The following is an 18,543-nucleotide window of genomic DNA, read 5'->3' on the forward strand; positions in this document are numbered from 1 at the left end:
TAGTTAGACTAAAAAAAGCTTTATGGCTTTGATTTTTGAAAAATACCAGTAAGATAATCACATCTGCGGAATGTGGGTTATAACTGGAAAATCCTTCGGAGTCTCTCAATTCTTGTTGTAATGAAGCCGCTACTTCAACTGAAAACTTCTTGGGTCTGCCAAAAATCTGCCGATTTTTTAACAAGTTTTCCAGACCACCCTCTTTATATTGAAAGAGCCAGCGATGAATTGTGGTTTCACTTTTACCCAAAACCGACGCTACTTCTCGGACTGTTTCTACTTTTTTTGATTGAAATAAATAAAGCATTTGAACTTTATTATATGCTAAAATTATTTTTTGTTGTTTCCTAATCTCTAGCAATACTTCTACAGATTCGGCAATCGTTATATGAGGACGACCAGACATTTTAATGTTCTCCTTTACTTTTTATGTAAGTTTATCATAACTTTATAAAAATGGTATAACTCCCTTGGCTGGGGCATCGCCAACGGTGGGGACATAATTACTGGTGATGGTAACGACATAATTACTGGTATTGGCACCACCTATGGCATTTTCTTTTTCAATAGCAACGGTACTATTAATACTGGTAATGGTAACGACTCCCTCATTGCCGATGGAGGTGTTGAAGACTTTATCGGCAGTGGTAGCGTGTTTTTAGGAAAGGGTAAAGACTATCTTAAGGGTTTTGGTAGTGGTAATTTTTATGGCGGAAACGGTAAGGACATACTAGAATTAACGTCAGGAAGTTATAGCGTTGGAATATCGGGAACAGCGGTGAATTTCACCAAGGGTAGTACCATCATGAAAACTTTTGATTTTGAAATACTCATAGCGGGTAATACAACATACGGCATTCCCAGTTTGATCGATGGGCAGACAATTATTGTTGCGTAGCAGTTTATTTGAGAAGTCTGGGACCTGAGGGGGTGACAAACATAGCTAGGAACCTTGCCTAATCAAGGTTACAGCCTTGATACCCTGTCGATAAAAGTGACGTTTATTACGAGTTAACTTCATTAACTCTTCTACAGGCTCAGCATATTTTTCGAGATAATTAATCCACTGTTGGCTATCATTCCCAACCCCGAATGTACTACGGGGCGCGATAATTTCTTTCGGGTTCCTTGCGACGAAAAACATATTTTTGTACATTTTTTCTTTTGATGATAGTGCCTTCAATAATGTCATGACTGTAGGATATTGTCATCAATAAAATTATCTTAATTAGTCGGTTTCCTATTAACCCAGTTCCTTCTAAGTTATAGCCTCCACTTTTACAATCCCGGAACATTTCTTCAATTCCCATCCGTTGTTTGTAGGCGGCGAGCGCCTGCGGTAAATTGCCTAGATTAGTTAGGATAAACCAAGCTTCATCAACTGTCCATCCTTGGTAGTTACGTTTCCATTTGCAGGCGACATCAAATCCCGCGAGCGGTTTGCTCTTTCTAACTTTTATTCCTTGAAAGTACAGAGAGGTTCCTGGCGTAATTCCTAACTCATCTAACCTGACCCAAATCATATTTTCGGTTTCGATACAATGATTTCGTTTGAGTCGCAAGCAAAAATACACATTCTGCTCCCTCAACCAGTTTGCCAAATCTACTGAACAAAATTCACGCATCTGGCAGCACAATGATTTTGTAATTTTTAAATAAGGGTAAAATCGCTGAAATGGCTGCGCTCTGTTCATCGACATTACTGCTGCCTCGTTTTGGTAACAGTGACCAAGATAAAGGAATTGCTCTTTTCTCCCAAATCAGACTAACCATCAACAGATTAATACAGCCCCATTGACTGCGATCAATCACTAAAGATAGCTTCTGTCCCGCTTGGCAGTAAGTTGTTAACCAATAGCTAATTAGAGGAAACCACAGATAAGTTATGGTGAGCTGGGGTAAGTCCAGAAATCTTATTCCGCTTGCGACGGCGACTTTCAGTAGTAATGGGGTAGGGAAATATACGGGCAAGTAGCTCTAATCTCACTTGTTTTTCTGATCCTAAGAGGTTGAGTACTATTTCTAGGACTAAAAACAGAGAGCGGGATAGTTGTGTTTGAAAGTGAGTCTGATAGAATTTAGGTAACATATATTCTGATAGGTCGAGTGTAACTTTCATCTCGCCTATCTTTTTTTAACATAAGTCGGTCAACTCTTTGCTCTGTCTGGGTTTCCGACCTCTTTGTCACCCCGCCAGGTCTGGGACAGCTAGCTAACAGAAAAGTTTTGCTGTCTTAAAAGACCCTTTATTCTTTATTAATAACGCTTTGCTCCAATTTCCTCAAAGAATTGGAGCTTTAGCAAGGGTAATGGGCTTATGTGTTTGCTTGTCTGTACTTTTGGAAACTATCCTGCATCACAATCTAAGATATGATTTGAGCCGTCTGATGGGGATAGAGGGCGTTTTGAAGTTGATTTGTTGGCAGCGTAGATTTTGTCAAATGATAGCTTAACGTTGTGGCGCTGTTTTATTTTGCTGATTTGATTTCTTTCGTTTCAGCCATCCTCCCAAGCATAGACCTATAGCTGAACCAAAGATGGTGGTCGGTTCAGGCACAGGCTCGGCAACCTCGGCGGTTTCAACTGTCAGTCTTGTTGCGATAGGAGTCCCACGATAACCCCCCAGGGCGACGTTACCCAAGTTCAAGGCACGAATGCCAAACCCAGCAAAAGCATCGGCGTTTCTAACTCGTTGATTCAAAAACTGAGTTACGTCAAAGGCAAGATTATAGGTACCAAATGAAGTATTTACAGAGCTTAAGAATGTTCCTGCCTCAAAATCTGATGTTTCGGCTGTGCCGTTTCCTACATAGCCGAAGATACCAAGACTACCAGGGTTACCAATTCCAACCTCTGATACCTCAAAAGTTGCAATACGAGTGTAAAAAATAGCACTGTTGACAACTGTATTAGGGGTAAAAGGAAAACTGCCGAGATTGAATTCGGCAAACTCTGCGTCTTCAACCTGCGCTGCCTTCCGAATACCGATAGTATTTTCAAGAGAAATCAGCAGGTCTCCCAGTCCGTCAGAGTTAGAATCTCTGACTACAAAGGCGGTAGTAGGTTGCAAGCTAAATGTAGCTGAATAAGCTTCTTCGTTAGCTCCTAAGGCAAAACCTAAAGCTGTGCAAACAGAGACAACTGCAACCTTATGGTAGAGATTGTTCATAAAAACTAAATTTCCTTTATAGTAAACAAGTTGACTGAAAAGCTCGCTCAGTAATCAAACTATCTAAATACTAGGTAGCTTACTTAAAAAGTCCTAGTTGTGTATTTAAATTATTAAATCTTAACAAGAAAGTTACCTGTATAAATGCTGTAGAGAGCAGGTAGCGATCGCCATTATCAAAACAGAACCGTCGCGACGATCGCCTTAAACCGAATCATCGATCCATCCGCAAGCCGAACAATCCCAATGCACCAGGGGCGTTTCATATTGGGGATAAGCCATTTCACACAGGGGACACCGGCCAGTAAACAGTGGATGCGTCTCCAGCAGCTCTAACTGTTGTTCTGGTGTCCACCGCTGCCGGGGTTGCAGGATAAGTTCGCCGTTTTCTGTTAAGCTTGCTAGATTGGGGAGCAGTTTAAAAAATCAACCCTATGGATTCACTAACTTTTTTGCAGAGCATCAAGCTGACAGCGACAAGACAGGAGATTCCCGCCGAATCGGAATCTGAATAGTAAACTCTGTTCCCCTGCCTGGTGCAGAAATACACCCCAAGCTTCCCCGGTGTTTTTCCACTACAATTTGCCAGCTAATCGACAACCCAATCCCTGTGCCCTTACCGGGGGGTTTTGTCGTAAAAAATGGGTTAAATACGTGGCGACGAACCTCTTCCGAGATCCCTGGCCCATTGTCCACAATTCGGACAACTACGCAATTGCTGCTTGTTACTTCTGTGCTAATCCGAATCACGCTAGGATTTGCTTTAATTTCCTCTAGCGATCTCTGCGTATTCCACTCGTCAATAGCATCGATCGCATTTGCAAGTACATTCATAAATACCTGATTCATTTCTCCCCCATAACAGTCCACTTCTGGCAGGTTTGGGCAATAGTCCCGCACCACTTCAATCGAGGGGCGGTCTGACTTAAATTTTAGTCGGCTCTGTAAAATCATCAGCGTGCTGTCCATGCCTTCGTGAAGGTTGACCGATCTCATTTCATATCCTTCTTGCCGTGCGAAAAGGCGCAAAGATAAAACGATTTCGCGGATGCGATCGGCTCCTAAGTACATCGATTTGAACATTTTAGGCAAGTCATCTTTGATATAATCTAGCTCGCTTGCTGCGATTTCTGCTTGTATATCTGGAGCCGGATTAGGATAGTGCTTTTCGTAGAGGTCAAGGATAGCGACCAAAGTTTTTGAATATTCCAGAGCATAGGAAAGATTTCCATAAATAAAATTAATTGGATTATTGATTTCATGAGCTACGCCAGCCACTAGCTGGCCGAGCCCGGACATTTTTTCGCTCTGAATGAGCTGGCTTTGCACCTGCTTGAGTTCGTGCAGGGAATTTTCGAGCTGTAGGGCTTTGTGCCGCTCTCGCGCTTCCGATGCTTGCAAAGCTGCTTCTGCAAGCTTGCGTTCAGCAACCTCCTGCATGAGGCGTTCATTCGTTTGGGAAAGTTCAGCGGTGCGCTCTTCTACTCGCGTCTCTAGCTCTTGTGCCAAAACTTGTAGGTCGGCTTGCGCTCGCTCGCGCTCGACAATTTGCGCCTGAAGCTTTTTAGTTAGATTTCGCAGATTCAGGTGCGTGATAGCCCGAGCTAAAACTTCTTCGTGTTGAAGGGGCTTAGTGATATAATCAACTCCCCCCACATTAAAGCCTTTAACTTTGCTTTCAGTATCGTCCAGCGCGGTCATAAAAATGACTGGGATATCTTTAGTTAAGTCATTTGCTTTCAGATGTTCACAGGTTTTAAATCCGTCCATCTCTGGCATCAGAACATCCAAAAAAATTAAATCAGGCTGGGAATATTGCACTTTTTTGAGAGCGCTAGACCCACTGCGAGCTACCCAAACAGTGAAGCCGGATGCGCTCAAAAAATCCAATATTGAACCCAGATTAGTGGGCGTATCATCCACAATTAAAATTGTTCCTCTGCCTAAATATTCGCTACTCATTCTTAGTCCTCATCTAAACTGTTGAACAAATTCAACTAATTTGTCTTCTTCAAAGTTTTTGGTTAATTCAAGCAAATGATTGGCAAAAGGTGCATAACGCATATCTATTGCTTTCAGCTTGCGGGCTCGCTGCTCAATACTGAGGAGTTCACCTTTCATGGCTAAATCGAACAGGACTGCAACTTCTTCCGAAGGGGGAGCAATCAGTTGTTGGTCTTGGATTGGGGAAGAGGGGTTAGTGAACATACCTTCTGAACTGAAAGTTGTCCGCTCCTCATAAATCCATTCTAAACCTAAATGGTTGCCCAAGCATTCTAATAACTTTTCTGCCCGAATAGGTTTGAGGAGAAAAGCGTTGCAACCAGCCTGGAAAATGCTGTAGGGATCGCCGGATAAAATGCTAGCAGAAGTTCCGATCGCAATTACATCTTTCAATGCAGGAATTTTTCTGATCCGCCTCACCGCTTCAAAGCCGTCCATGACTGGCATTACTAAGTCAATTATAATACAGTTTGGTTGAAATAACAGCGCTTTATTCACGCAGTCTTGACCGTCCGTTGCTTCCATTAATTCAAACCCAATAGGAGCTAAAAGATTAACTAAGACAGAGCGATTTTCCCAGCGGTCGTCAACTACTAAAATTTTCCGCCGCTCGCCTGAGAAACTCCTGATAATTTTTTCAGGGTCTTTTTGATACCCTTCCCAGCTTTCGGTAAGAGGCAACTCTAACTCAAACCAGAAAATACTGCCTTTACCCAAAGAGCTTTGTACTTTCAGTTCGCCGCCCATCATCTCCACTAATTGGCGGCTAATTGCCAGCCCTAATCCTGTTCCCTCTATCTGGCGAACTGAACCGCTGGCTTGCTCGAAGGGCAAAAATATTTTTGAGAGTTCGTCCGGCGCGATGCCAATACCTGTATCTTCTATTCGGAAAATAAATTTCGCTGTTAGGGCTTGGGGATTGGCGATGGGTGATGACAAACATTGCTGAGTCTCTAGCCTGTCTACTTTAAAACTAACGCCTCCTTTTTCGGTGAATTTTATGGCATTACCGAGTAAGTTGATAAGAATTTGCCGCAATCTTTTTTCATCGGCTTGGACGCAAGTGCGGAGTGGAGTTAGCGGTTCGTAAATCAATGAGATTCCCTTCTGTTGGGCCCGAATCTGGCAGATTTCAATAATGCTCTGGAGAAAGTCTGACAGGTGAAACTCGGTGAGGTAGAGTTCCATTTTTCCGGCTTCGATTTTGGAGAGGTCTAGAACGTCATTGATCAGAGTGAGGAGATGTTCACCACACTGATGAATGATGTTAATACCAGAATTTTGCTGACTGGTTAAATCTGCGTCTCGTTTGAGAATTTGGGTATAACCTAAGATGCCGTTGAGCGGTGTGCGAAGTTCGTGGCTCATGTTGGCGAGAAATTGGCTCTTAGCGCGGTTTGCGGTTTCGGCCGCTTGCTCGGCTTGCTGTCGCTCTTGAATTTCTACTTCTAGGCGCGTATTTTTGGCTTTTAATTCCTCGGTTCGCTCTTCTACCTTGACTTCTAAAGTGTGATAGAGGTTGGCATTTTCTAAGGCGATCGCAGCTTGTCCCGATAGCATCCGCAACACTTCTACCCGTTTCGGCGTGAAAGCGCCAGCAATCACATTGTTTTCTAGGTACAGGATAGCACTTAACTTACCTTGAGATATGATAGGCGCACACAAAATTGATTTTGGTTTGTGTTGGGTAATGTAGGGGTCGGCGTTAAAAATTTCCTCGTGACGGGAATCATTTAAAACGACATCTTTCTGAGTTCTAGTGACGTAATTGAGTACCGAGATAGGCAGTTGACCAAAAGTTGATACTGGTAAAGATTCTAGCACTCGGACTCGATCTTTAGTCCCCGCCGCTTCTATAACAAGTTGACCCTCTTTTGAGAGAATAAACGTTCCAGTTTCAGCGCCTGCGTTTTCTATAAAAATTTTCATTAACTTAATGAGCAAGTTAGGTAGAACAATTTCGCTAGAAATGGCAATAGATGCTTTCATTACAGTTGCCAAGTCTAGCAACTCTGTTTGACCGCCTGTAATGGTCAAAGGAGCAATTGTCATCGTAGGGTTGAAAGGGGTTTCGGTGACCACAGGCGATCGCGCTATTAATTGCGGGTATTTTTCTTCGAGATGTTTAACTTTAGCTAAAGCTCCCCAGCGCATATAGGCATAATAAGCATCGGTCATGTAGGTTCGGGCAATCTTTACTTTACCCCATGAAAAATAAAATTTAGCAGCGAGTTCGTGAGCTAGTGCTTCTTCGTTGATATACTCGTTTTCTTTAGCAAGAGCGATCGCTTTGTCGTACATCTCGATCGCTTCTACTTTTTCGCCTAAAACACGATGCTTTTGGGCCTCTACTAAATAGAATTTATGCAGATGATTCATTGGGGCATAATGTGCCCATTTTTGCAACTTTTCTTGATTAGCTTGTACTCGGTTAAGAATTTCCTGTTGGTCGGACTGCGAAGTTTCAGAATACACAGCTAGCCGTACTAGAGAATCGTAGAAATAGAAGATAACAACAGTTAGCTGCCCTGTAGATGCTCCGAACGAACTTTCTACTTTAGGGATATTTTTTAAAGCTTCCGCGTAATTTTCAAATACATAACAAAGCGCAACTTTGTGCAAGTATAAGTAATGAATTGCCAGTTGGTTGTTAGTTTGCTGATGTAGAGGCAGCATTTTATCTTCCTCGTAGGCTTCCCCCTTTAACTGGCATAAATTTTCGCTTCTTCCCATCATGTTTAAGACGGCTTGCCAACAGATTTTTGTATTATTAAGCGCTGTTTGTTGGCTGATTTTATGAAGTGCATCTGTGTAAGTTGCTATCTCTCGTTCGAGTTGCATTAGTTGCTTGCCAACAAAAAACGAGTAATGACTCCACACCATGACGGCATAGCCAGCATATTCTAAATCTCCAGTTTCCAGCCCGCTAGAGAAAGCTGACAGGAAAGGTTCTAAGGTATTTCGGACGTGTTCTTTCCAATGTTGAACGGCAGCATACACTAAGTGGCAAGTCTTGACTTCGATTTCTTTGGCATTTAACTTTGACACTAGACGTAAAGCTAATTGCCCCAACTCATAGCCCCGATCAATATCTCCTACCGCCCCGCAAAGAAGAAGACTATATACCGCATATGCAAAGGGAGACACAGAAGCATTGCCATATTGAACGGATAAATCGACCTGTTTGCACACTGTTAAAGGCACCAGTACCGGCATCCCAGAATAGCAAGCAGAAAATATACTTGACAAAATCCTGATCGCTGCTAATTGATAAGGATCCGTCATTTCAGGCAAATCGAGTAAATCCTCAATTCGGGTGCCGCTCAAAATTGCCGCAGTTTCCCCCAGCGCCTGCCCAATATCAGATGGGTTTGGCGAGTCGGGAAACTCTACCTCCAACTGCTTTAAGACTTGCAGCCCCGTATTCAATGCTTCCAGCAGCTTGTTCTGCCCCATATAAGCTTGAATTTGGACTTCGTACACTTTTACTATGTCCAATAGCGTTTTGGCGCAGTTTTGTACTATCTCAACGAATCTCTGCATTTCATCAAAATTACCACTCAAATATGCTGACTCTGCTGCTTCCTCATGCAGCCTTAATGCCAGTTCATACTGATTGTCCCAACTATCTACCGCCAGCAGAGATAAACCCACTTGCAAATATTTGACGGCGGAATCGTGGGCTGTAGCAGCTTTCGCTTTCTGACCTGCAATCAGATTCAATTGGGCTAGTTCATGTTTTTGGGATGCAGTGGTAAGTAAATCAGTACCATAATTGAGTTGGTTAACTAAAGCGAAAATATTTTCTTTTCGACCTTCTGGCGTGGTACTTTGCAGCAGCAGTTGACCGATTTTTAAGTGGGTCTCTTTTTTCTGCTCGTCTGGAATCAAAGAATAGGCAGCTTGCTGCACTCGATCGTGTAAAAACTTGTAGTCAACCTTTACATCAGTTAAGGTAAAACCGCCCGATTCTTTCTCACTAAATACGAGGGGAATTTTGTATTCATTGCTCAAAGGTAAAATCAACCCAGCTTGAAGTGCTGCCCACAATTGCGCCGCCGTGACTAAGGATGATTCCTGATTGACAATCCCCAAAACTTCTAAGTTAAAAGTGTTGCCAATACAAGCAGCAAATTTTAATACTTTCTGTGTATCTTCGGGCAATTTGCGTATATTTCTAGCAATCAGTTCGACAACATTGTAATCGGTGATGCCGATCGCTTGAATTTGCTCGATATTCCATTGCCAGACGCCAGAATATAAATCATAAGTCAACAAATCTTCTTGATAGAGAGTTTTGAGGAGTTGACTTAAGAAGAAAGGATTACCCTGCGTTTTATTAAAAAGTAGAGACGCGAAATTTCGCGTCTTTACAGACAGGGATTCCGAACCACCAGATTCATTTAAAGTATCCGCAATTAATTCTTCGACATCAACGAGGTGTAATGGTTGAAGGACAATATTATTTACGGTCGCACCAGTTTGGCGAATCTTGTCAATTGTTTGAATCGTCGGATGAGTTGGATAAACTTCGTTATCTCGATATGCCCCAATCAGCAATAAATACTTGCTATCAGAATCAGTTATTAGCAATTCAATTAATTTCAACGATGCCGAATCCGCCCACTGCAAGTCATCGAGGAAGATAACTAAGGGATGGTCAATAGTCGTAAATACGCCAATGAATTGTTTAAAGACGCGCCTGAAACGGTTTTGCGATTCAGTTGCACCTAGTTCTGCTACGGGTGGCTGTTTGCCAATAATCAGTTCAACTTCAGGAATCACATCTGCGATCACTTGCCCGTTAACGCCTAAAGCACCTAAGAGTTTCTCTTTCCAAACTTGAATTTCTGCTTCGCCTTCGGTTAGAAGTTGCTGAGTTAAGGATTGGAATGCTTGAATCAGGGAAGCATAAGGAATATTGCGCTTGAACTGGTCAAATTTCCCCGCAATAAAATAGCCTCGTTGCCGCACAATGGGTTTGTGAACTTCATTGACCAAAACTGTTTTGCCTATCCCGGAATAACCGGAAACCAGCATTAATTCGGTCGTGCCACTGGCAACGCGATCGAAAGTTTCTAGAATTTTTTTAATTTCTTGGTCGCGACCGTAGAGCTTTTGCGGTATATTTAATTGCCCTGCTTTATCCGCACTTCCAACAACCAAGTTGGAAATATATCCGCTAGCCTGTAGTTTTATCGAGCAAGTTTCTAAGTCAAATTTGAGTCCCTCAGTGCTTTGGTAGCGGTCTTCAGCATTTTTAGCTAATAACTTCATCGCAATCGCTGAAATTTGTGGTGGGATTTCAGGATTTAGCTGGTGAGGGGGAATGGGAGTTTTGGCAATATGGCTGTGTACCAATTCCAGCGGGTCTGTGGAATTAAAGGGCAACTCGCCTGTGAGCATTTCATAGAAGGTAACGCCTAGTGAATAAAAATCAGTGCGGTAGTCAATTGACCGATTCATCCGGCCAGTTTGTTCTGGCGACATATAGGCGAGTGTGCCTTCGAGCAAATCGGGATGGCTGAGCGTCGAATTTTCTTGCTCCAGGCGCGAAGCGATGCTGAAATCAATAATTTGAACTTTTTCAGTGGCTGGGTTGATGATAATATTTTGTGGCTTTACATCTTTATGAATAATGTTATGTTTATGGATTTCTGCTAAGGCAGAGACAAGCTGAAGACCCAAACTAAGAAATTGAATGATTGTGAGTTTTTTACCCCTCCTCCAATCGTTGAGAGACTCGGAGCCAGAATCTTCTAATATCAGTGCTAAACCGTTTTTATAGCTTTCTAAACTAATGGCTTTGATAATCGCTTCTACGTTCAAGCTGTGCAGGATTTGATATTCGTGCCGCAAGCGGGTGATGTCAGAAAGAGTGGGATACTCAGCCTTTAGCGTTTTGACGATCGCGCTCGAAAAGTCCGAATCCTTCCGAACGCGAACTACTGAAGTTCTTATCCCGCTGTGGAGGGTTTCAACGAATTGATAGCCAGCTAAGTTGATAGTCATTGTTATTCTACCGATCGCAAGAGAATTGAGCGTGAGGTTAAGGCAGATTTTAAAACTTAATTATTATTGGAGCTGATTGTAACATAGTAATTTACTCAACAAAAGTGAGCTCATGTTTCGCTTCTGGCAATTGTGGCCTCATGAGATTGTGTTGTTAACCATTGGTGACAAGTTAAGGCAGAGGGATTTTTGTCAATAAGACAATATACCTAATATTTTGTCTGCCGAGCATGATAATCACACACCGAACGAAGGATAAAGAAGCTATTAGTGCAGCCTTTTATAGGGGTGCAGCGATTATCATTATCAATTCGGTTTGAGCAAAGAGTTCGAATCAGGAAAAATTATGTAACACTCAGATGATGACAAGCCATTGAGGGATGGGGGAAGGCACTATGAGTCGAAGGCGAAAAATGAACCGAGACCACGCCAAAAAGATGCACAGACCGATGGTAGAAGATCAAGTAGTGGCAGAGCAACTAGAAGCACTACTCACACCAGCCATCATAGCTCAAGAAAACTCTTATCACCAACTCGGACTCAGAGACAAAATTCTTAACTTACCGTTCATGGTAGCGGCGGTATTAACCTTGCTGTGGCCAGATGTGGCTGGAGTCACTGAACTGACGAGAATGTTAGCGAGGGAGGGATTTCTGTGGTGTAGACCTTGTTGGCGTTAGCTTTCCAAGCAATCTCCCAAAGGTTTTTGACATTTCCCGCTGAACTATTTGAGAAATTTTTTCAAGAATTATTGCCCCATTTCCCAGAGGTTTGGCACAGCCGGAGTCGTCGGAATCTCCCTGAAAGTGTGCAATTTACTGTCGGCTTATTTGAGAGGATTTGGATAGTAGATTGTTCAATATTGGAGGCATTATTTCAGAAGCTCAGTAGCCTGGAAGAAGCCCCAAAAGGAAAATTAGCTGGAAAAATGGGGACAGTCATAGATTTAATGACCAGACTGCCGGTCGAGACGCAGGTTTCAAGAAAATCCCAGTGCTTCTAATACAAGTTTTGAAGAAAATATCTTAAAGTTAGTACCAGCCCCGACTTTGTTGTTGCTGAACAGAGGCTTTTATCATTTCCACTTTGGGCATCAATTAATTGAGCAAAAAATTAATAATTTTATAACTCGTTTAAAAAAGGGAACTGCCCTTGAGATTGAGCAAGTGTTTACAGATGGTTATGCTCTGCGAGACAATAAAGAGCGTTTGGGGTCGGGCACGAAAACAACTCGCTTTATCACCCTACGTCTGATAGAAGTGCGTTCGGGAAAGACTTGGCACTCTTATTTAACAAGTGTACTTGACCAGAAGGTTTTACCTCAGAAGTGTCGTTGCAGACCTCTATGGGCGACGTTGGCGAATTGAAGAGGCTTTTTATACAGTAAAAAGCCTCTTGGGTTTGAGTTATTTATGGACTGGTTCTCTCAATGGGGTGAAGCTACAGATTTGCGGAACTTGGCTATTTTATGCTGATGATAGTAGATTTGGGCAATGCCGTTGCTGATGAACTCTATGTCCCTTTTGACCAGATTTCTTGAGAGATGATTTATCGAGGTCTTTATCATTTTTCCGTGGCTTACCAAAAAGGGATAACAACTGACCCAGTTAAGTATTTTGCAGCGCCAGAGAACCAAGATTTAGGCATTTTTAAACAACAACGAAAACCTCGGGTTAAGTTAATCATTGCCCCCTTTCCTGAACAACAGCGAGGTTGTCACCAATTTTTTTCCAACCTCTTCTCAAATCCTCTTGACATTTGCCACACATCCTTAACTTGTGACGAATGGTTGTTAACTGTGCTGCCTCAATGCGCGTTTTGGATGTTTGTTGGGGGCTTAGTCGGCTGCACTTTTAGGTGAATTTTTGAGCAAACTGTTGCCCGCAAATTCTGTCAAACGGTAGATTAACCTTGTGGCGTTGTTTTATTCGGCCGACTTGAATTCTTTCGTTTCAGCCATCCTCCTACACCTAGGGCTATAGCTGAACCAAAAATTGTGGTCGGTTCAGGTACAGGCTCGGTTTCAATGGTTAGGCTGGGGGTATAATCCAGGGCGGCTGTACCATAGTTCGCATAAAAGTCTGCGATACGAATGCCAAACCCAGCAAAAGCATCGCGGTTGCTAACTCGCTCATTAACAAACTGTGTCACGTCAAAGCCAATACCCTGAAGGGGATGAGGGAAAGGATACGGGGTTAAAGCATCTTCGATACCTAAGCTTACTCCTGCCTCAAAATCTAATAAGTCGGGTCTTCCGTTTCCTACATAGCCTAAGATTTTCAGCCAAAGATATTTATAACTGGCACTAACATTCCCAAGCTCAACCCCAAAAGAAGCACGGCTAATAATTGTATTAGGAGCAAGTGACAAATTGCCAATATTGAATTCGTAAAAAGCTCTTCTTTCTGTGGTGCTGGTAGTCTCGTTGAAATACCCTATTCTCTGCACAGAAATAGCTCCTGAGCTAGGATAACCTTCGCTATCAAACACCCTTTCTCCCACGCCCCTGTAGGAGTTACCTTCGACGACAAATCTGGTGGCTGTAAAGGTAAATGTAGCTGCTTTAGCTTCTTTGTTTGCTCCCAATGTAAAACTTACAGCTGTGCAAACAGAGGCAACTGCGACTTTATGGTAGAGATTGTTCATAAAAAATAAATTTCCTTTTATAGTAAACAATTTGACTGAAAAGTCTATTCAGTAATCAAATTACCTAAATACCAGCTAGCTTACTTAAAAAAAAACCTAGTTATGTATTTAAAGTGTTAAATCTTAACAATAAAGTTATCTGCATAAATGCTGTAGAGACCAGATAACGATCGCCATTATCAAAACACAATTGTCGCGACCATCGCCTCACACCGAATCATCGCTCCATCCGCAAGCCGAACAATCCCAATGCACCGGGGGCGTTTCATATTGGGGATAAGTCATTTCACACCGGGGACATCGGTCGGTAAACAGTGGATGGGTATCCAGCAGCTCTAACTGTTGTTTTGGTGTCCACCGCTGCTGTGGTTGCAGAATCAATTCGCCGTTGTAGTAGCTTGCACCTTCGGGTTCCCAGAGTTCCTCCGGTTCGGCGTCGGAGTTTTCTCGAAAGTCAATGCAAGTATTAGTGTTAAGGCCTGTGGGATGGACGGCACAGACGAGGTATGGGTTGCGTGCAAAGAGGAGACATCGATTGTATTCGGGGAGTTTGGGCATGACGGGGGGTTGCGGTTTATGCCAAGTTTCCGTTAATTTGCATTTATTTTAATTTTAATTATTCAGAACGTTTATGCTCTCTCGTTTTAGCCAGGTCAGCTTTCTCACTGCAACTGTTCTCTTTGCCACAGTTTCATTCCACAAAGCCGGGGCTTTGGGTACTTCCGGGTCAATCCCAGCATTTTTCTTGGTACAGGCAACAACTGCTCAAACTCAATCAACTGATGGACAATGGCAGCAATTCTCTTCACCAGAGGGGGGTTTCAGCATCTTAATGCCTGGAAAACCACAGGAGTTCATGCGGCGCAGCCCCTCAAATCCCAAAATGGTGCTGCGTGTATTAACAGCCGTTCAGAAATATCCACCCATCGCGTTCACAATTAATTACAACTTGACCGATGTTGTTCTGACCAACCCATCCGACCCCAGCCGGGTTGACGCACGCCCTAGCCCTGAATTTTTTGACGGTTTCCGCGATGAAATAGTTGGAAGGGGCAAACTATTAAGGGAGCGGGATGTTCAACTGGATGGCTACTCAGGAAAGGAGATAGAATTCCAAGCTCCTGATGGTTCGTTCAAGAGAGTCAGGCTCTACTATGCAAACAAACGATTCTACGTGCTGATAGCAATCGCAACAGCAGAGGCGGTTCTGTCTCAGGAAGGCGACAAGTTTTTCAATTCGTTCGCGTTAATTCGGGGTAAAGCCGAGAGGTAGAGTCGAGGGGAAATTACCAGAAAATAGTGAAAACTCAGGGCCTTGACTGTTAGAGAGCATGACGTAAAACGGAGAGTTTGGACATGACGGGGCGTGTTGAGGTTTGGGTCTGGGTTTAGTTTCCCAAAAATTGAGGTGTTGGGAGCGATCGCACTCGCGTCAAGACACCGTAGCTTTACCCGCATCAAGGATACGTTGCAAAAACTGGTCGTGCCTTCCGGTAAAGAGATTGTTGACGTAGTAGTAGGAGAAACCGACTCCACAGCCGACATTAAAATTTGGAAGAAGCAGCAATCGTTATTAGAAGCCTCACAAAAATTTCAAGGGGATAAAGCTTACCTAGGAGAACCATTAATTAACACTCCTCCTAAAAAAATCATCAGGGAGTTCTGACTCCAGCTCAAGAGAAAGCGAATAAGTCAAAGACTCAAAAAATAATCTTTGTAGAGCATCTAATTAGATTACTAAAGATATTTCGAGTAGCAGCAGAAAGATTTCGGTTAAGAACGGCAAATTACGAACCATAATTATGGTGGTATGTGGATTAATACTCCGGGCGAATAGGTGCGATAGTTATGTGTCACTAAAAGGGTCTACCAACTGGAAAAAAACAGTAAAAATTAGGTGAGATACTTCGGGTAGTTTTTATTTATAAACCGTTGAAACCCTTATTTAAGCGTTGGTTTATGGTCGCTTTGCCGGAGGGGCCAGGCGACCATAAACCAAGTAGGGAAAAGGATTGAGAATTATGGGAGATGTCTATTGAACAAGAGAAACCAAAGCCTACAAATAAGGTAATCTTGTTCGGAGTTTTTGCGACTCTAGCGTTATTAATTGCTGCTGTGCGGATTTAGGTTCCAACAAGCAATCGGCAGTGCAAGAGGTAGACAGAAGTTCGGTTGAACAACTGATTTTAACAGCTTCCTAAGTTATGCGCCGAAAGACATATCCAAGTGACCTAACCGACGAACAATTGACTGGCGCGTTTAACTTCTCAAATACTCTCTTATATCATGTCCGGTCGATTGACCGTGATATAATACTGAGGAACCCTACCCCCGTCAGATAAAGAATGCCGAAGCGAATTGCGATCGCGCCCCATCTGAGTGTAGAAGAATTACAGGCTCGTTTCCGTGAAGCCAAAACCACCACCCAGGCCCATCATTACCAAATTATTTGGCTCTTAGCTTGCGGCAAAACGACCGCAGAAGTGATGGCAGTGACAGGTTATAGTCGTGGTTGGATTTATGAATTAGTCGGGGGCTACAATCATTTAGGACCTGAATCCCTCGGAGATAAACGTTGCAAAAATAGCGATTGTGACCCTCTGCTGAATGATGTGGAACAAGCTCAATTGTGGCAAGTCTTACAGCAGCCACCCCCCGATGGCGGGCTGTGGAATGGTCGTAAAGTGGCCGACTGGATGAGTGAACTCAAGGGTGAAAAAGTCGGTCGTCTGCATAGGGTGGGAATATCTCAAGTCCATGAAGTTTCGATTGAGAGCTCCTCGTCCAGAACATCAGGAATCAGATCTCCGCAGAACTTGCAGGAATGGAAAAAAAAATCTGCGTCGGTTCGTCTTGAAAATCAAGAAGGAGAACCCTTCAAGCGACGTAGAAGTCTGGTCAATGGACGAACATCGGCTCGGATTAAAACCTGTTCTGAGGCGGGAATGGGTGGATGAGTTTAGTAATGCCACCGCTGTTGTTAATTGGCGGTTTCAATGGTTGTGGTTATATGGTTTTGTGCATCCGAGTTCAGGAGAAACATATTGGTGGATACTGCCATTTGTCAACAGCCAGCTTTTCGAGCGAGTTTTAGAAGATTTTGCCAGACATTGGAAAGTAGGAACGAAAAAAAGAGTCGTTTTAGTCGTAGACGGAGCCGGATGGCACTGAGCGTGAAAGCGTGAAAATCCCCGACGGCATACATTTGTATTGTCTGCCTTCACACTCGCCCCAACTCCAACCAGCAGAAAGACTGTGGCCACTGACAAATGAACCGATAGCCAATCGCTGTTTTAAAAACGCAAGATGAATTAGAAGCAGTTTTATTTGAGCGATGTCGAAAACTGTTAAATCTCAAACAGTTAATCAGTGGTTTGACTCATTTCTATTGGTGGCCGGAGGCAAAGTTTAATCATGGTTAATCGACCGGACATGATATTACGCCATCAGGCATCAGAGTAGAATTGTCATGCATAAGGGATTAGGTGTCCGCAAAAGCCTAGCTTTGAGTGTTCAGTCGCCTGAATTAGGTATTGCTGAGATTCAAACAGATGACTTATGTCGCCAGAATCAAGTGAAATCAGTTTACCTAGGGTATTTTGCGCCTCAGCCAAAGCTCCATCTGCGATCGCGTTCTTCCACTTTAAGTGGAGATGCGATGTTCGTTGTAATCCAAGTTGATAGAATCGTCCTAAGGCTTCTTGTCCCACAGCCAGACTTTCAGAGAAAGCTGCTTTGAGTTGCAGAAATCCTTCCACACCACGAGCACGCCGCAGATAAGCATCCTCAAAAGATTTTACCCTCATCGCTTCTGCAAAGCGAGAGTCACTCTCTAGCCACTCACTCCTAAAGCAGACGATGTTGTCACCATATTCAGGGAGTCCACTTTGCTCTATCACCAGCAGCTCCAAATTGCGATTCGGATTTATGAGCCGATGAATTGTACCTGGGCTGAAAATTAGTGTTGAGTGTGGAAGCAGTTCAATTGTAGAAAATCCGTTTTTATCTATTACCTCAACCCCTCCAGACCCTTGTAAAACTAAATACATTTCTGTACATAGCAGATGAACATGAGGTGTTCCGCTAATTTGACCATCAGGACTAGGTGTATCGTAGACTTTCACTTTTTTAACGCCAATAGTGGAACCTGGCATCTGTAAGGCGCGAGAATTTTCTTGTGTTTCAAGCATGAGACTAAACTCCATTTTCATTAATTTATTGACTGGCAACCAAGTTTCGTTTTTTGTTTTTAAAATACTTGAATTTAATATTATCCTAAAAAGATAAAAAATTATGATCTGGTTCTAATTTAGTTGCTATAAACATCTGTAGCAACCATAGCTGCATCACATTAAAATTACTATTTTGGTAATCAAATGAATGTAAATTTTAATTTTGGATATCAAAATCTAATAGATTTTTCATTAAATTTGAAAAATTCAATATTTGAGGAGAAGATGCATATTTATCATAACAGCCATTCTGAAAACAAATAAAAGCATAACTAATCATATCAAGCATATTATCGTCATCATCAAAAAAGCAACTTTCAATGACTTTGCTGTCATTACTCAAAACAACTCCAGCTTTTACTCCTAATTCATCTTCACATACTGGCACATAAATTCCATGTAGATATAGCGATCGCAAATCATTCATAAATCGATCGAGGGTTCGATCGAGCAGTAGTTTCATGAGAATGTTGGCTCAAA

Annotated in this window: 12 protein-coding genes and 2 pseudogenes; 5 read left to right on the top strand and 9 right to left on the bottom strand. The window is 42.7% G+C overall.

All coding sequences use genetic code 11. The features are described 5' to 3' along the window. Nucleotides 1–406: helix-turn-helix domain-containing protein (locus QUB61_RS31980; protein WP_333134238.1), on the bottom strand; the 406-nt coding region annotated here is incomplete at its 3' end. 246 nt (nt 407–652) lie between these two features. On the opposite strand from QUB61_RS31980, the gene QUB61_RS31985 reads away from it, so the two are divergent. Next, a complete protein-coding gene (locus tag QUB61_RS31985; RefSeq protein WP_333134236.1) occupies nt 653–898 on the top strand; it encodes a hypothetical protein in 246 nt (81 codons plus the stop codon). A 199-nt stretch (nt 899–1,097) separates the two neighbouring features. Here the strand turns inward: QUB61_RS31985 and QUB61_RS31990 are convergent, their stop codons facing one another. From QUB61_RS31990 to QUB61_RS32005, 4 genes are all read right to left on the bottom strand, one after another. Further along, entirely contained in the window at nt 1,098–1,700 is a 603-nt protein-coding gene (locus QUB61_RS31990; protein ID WP_333190275.1) for a transposase, read from the bottom strand. Nucleotides 1,701–2,449: 749 nt separating this feature from the next. Further along, complete coding sequence (locus QUB61_RS31995) at nt 2,450–3,169, bottom strand: PEP-CTERM sorting domain-containing protein (RefSeq protein WP_333134232.1); 720 nt, start codon at nt 3,167–3,169, stop codon at nt 2,450–2,452. Between the two features lie 462 nt (nt 3,170–3,631). Next, nucleotides 3,632–5,131, bottom strand: coding sequence for a response regulator (locus tag QUB61_RS32000; protein WP_333134230.1), 1,500 nt, complete (start codon nt 5,129–5,131; stop codon nt 3,632–3,634). A gap of 9 nt (nt 5,132–5,140) precedes the next feature. Beyond that, nucleotides 5,141–11,185 carry an AAA family ATPase gene (locus QUB61_RS32005; protein WP_333134228.1) on the bottom strand — a complete coding sequence of 2,015 codons (6,045 nt, stop codon included), beginning with the start codon at nt 11,183–11,185 and terminating at the stop codon, nt 5,141–5,143. A gap of 449 nt (nt 11,186–11,634) precedes the next feature. On the opposite strand from QUB61_RS32005, the pseudogene QUB61_RS32010 reads away from it, so the two are divergent. Then, nucleotides 11,635–12,914, top strand: a pseudogene (locus QUB61_RS32010) (IS4 family transposase); the annotation flags it as partial. A 176-nt stretch (nt 12,915–13,090) separates the two neighbouring features. Here QUB61_RS32010 and QUB61_RS32015 read toward each other — a convergent pair. Further along, entirely contained in the window at nt 13,091–13,831 is a 741-nt protein-coding gene (locus QUB61_RS32015) for a PEP-CTERM sorting domain-containing protein (RefSeq protein ID WP_333134226.1), read from the bottom strand. Nucleotides 13,832–14,038: 207 nt separating this feature from the next. Continuing rightward, nucleotides 14,039–14,389: a hypothetical protein gene (locus QUB61_RS32020; RefSeq protein ID WP_333134224.1), complete on the bottom strand. Its 351-nt coding sequence runs from the start codon at nt 14,387–14,389 to the stop codon at nt 14,039–14,041. Nucleotides 14,390–14,462: 73 nt separating this feature from the next. On the opposite strand from QUB61_RS32020, the gene QUB61_RS32025 reads away from it, so the two are divergent. The 3 genes and pseudogenes from QUB61_RS32025 (at nt 14,463) to QUB61_RS32035 (ending at nt 17,253) form a co-directional block, all read left to right on the top strand. Then, entirely contained in the window at nt 14,463–15,104 is a 642-nt protein-coding gene (locus QUB61_RS32025; protein WP_333134222.1) for a hypothetical protein, read from the top strand. 93 nt (nt 15,105–15,197) lie between these two features. Further along, on the top strand, nt 15,198–15,497 hold the full coding sequence (locus QUB61_RS32030; RefSeq protein ID WP_333134220.1) for a hypothetical protein: 300 nt from the start codon (nt 15,198–15,200) through the stop codon (nt 15,495–15,497). Nucleotides 15,498–16,176: 679 nt separating this feature from the next. Then, nucleotides 16,177–17,253: pseudogene (locus tag QUB61_RS32035) on the top strand (IS630 family transposase). Nucleotides 17,254–17,298: 45 nt separating this feature from the next. On the opposite strand, the gene QUB61_RS32040 reads toward QUB61_RS32035, so the two are convergent. Then, nucleotides 17,299–18,021, bottom strand: a complete 723-nt coding sequence (locus QUB61_RS32040; protein ID WP_333134218.1) for a hypothetical protein — start codon at nt 18,019–18,021, stop codon at nt 17,299–17,301. A gap of 199 nt (nt 18,022–18,220) precedes the next feature. Beyond that, nucleotides 18,221–18,490, bottom strand: a complete 270-nt coding sequence (locus tag QUB61_RS32045; protein ID WP_333134216.1) for a hypothetical protein — start codon at nt 18,488–18,490, stop codon at nt 18,221–18,223. Between the last annotated feature and the right edge of the window lie 53 nt (nt 18,491–18,543).

Source organism: Microcoleus sp. C2D2 (assembly GCF_036702495.1).
Taxonomy (GTDB): Bacteria; Cyanobacteriota; Cyanobacteriia; order Cyanobacteriales; family Microcoleaceae; genus Microcoleus.

What these genes read in the sequence shown, in the direction of transcription:
- QUB61_RS31990 (WP_333190275.1), bottom strand. Translation starts at nt 1,700, where the DNA reads ATGTCGATGAACAGAGCGCAGCCATTTCAGCGATTTTACCCTTATTTA.
- QUB61_RS31995 (WP_333134232.1), bottom strand. Translation starts at nt 3,169, where the DNA reads ATGAACAATCTCTACCATAAGGTTGCAGTTGTCTCTGTTTGCACAGCT.
- QUB61_RS32000 (WP_333134230.1), bottom strand. Translation starts at nt 5,131, where the DNA reads ATGAGTAGCGAATATTTAGGCAGAGGAACAATTTTAATTGTGGATGAT.
- QUB61_RS32005 (WP_333134228.1), bottom strand. Translation starts at nt 11,185, where the DNA reads ATGACTATCAACTTAGCTGGCTATCAATTCGTTGAAACCCTCCACAGC.
- QUB61_RS32015 (WP_333134226.1), bottom strand. Translation starts at nt 13,831, where the DNA reads ATGAACAATCTCTACCATAAAGTCGCAGTTGCCTCTGTTTGCACAGCT.
- QUB61_RS32020 (WP_333134224.1), bottom strand. Translation starts at nt 14,389, where the DNA reads ATGCCCAAACTCCCCGAATACAATCGATGTCTCCTCTTTGCACGCAAC.
- QUB61_RS32025 (WP_333134222.1), top strand. Translation starts at nt 14,463, where the DNA reads ATGCTCTCTCGTTTTAGCCAGGTCAGCTTTCTCACTGCAACTGTTCTC.
- QUB61_RS32040 (WP_333134218.1), bottom strand. Translation starts at nt 18,021, where the DNA reads ATGCTTGAAACACAAGAAAATTCTCGCGCCTTACAGATGCCAGGTTCC.
- QUB61_RS32045 (WP_333134216.1), bottom strand. Translation starts at nt 18,490, where the DNA reads ATGAATGATTTGCGATCGCTATATCTACATGGAATTTATGTGCCAGTA.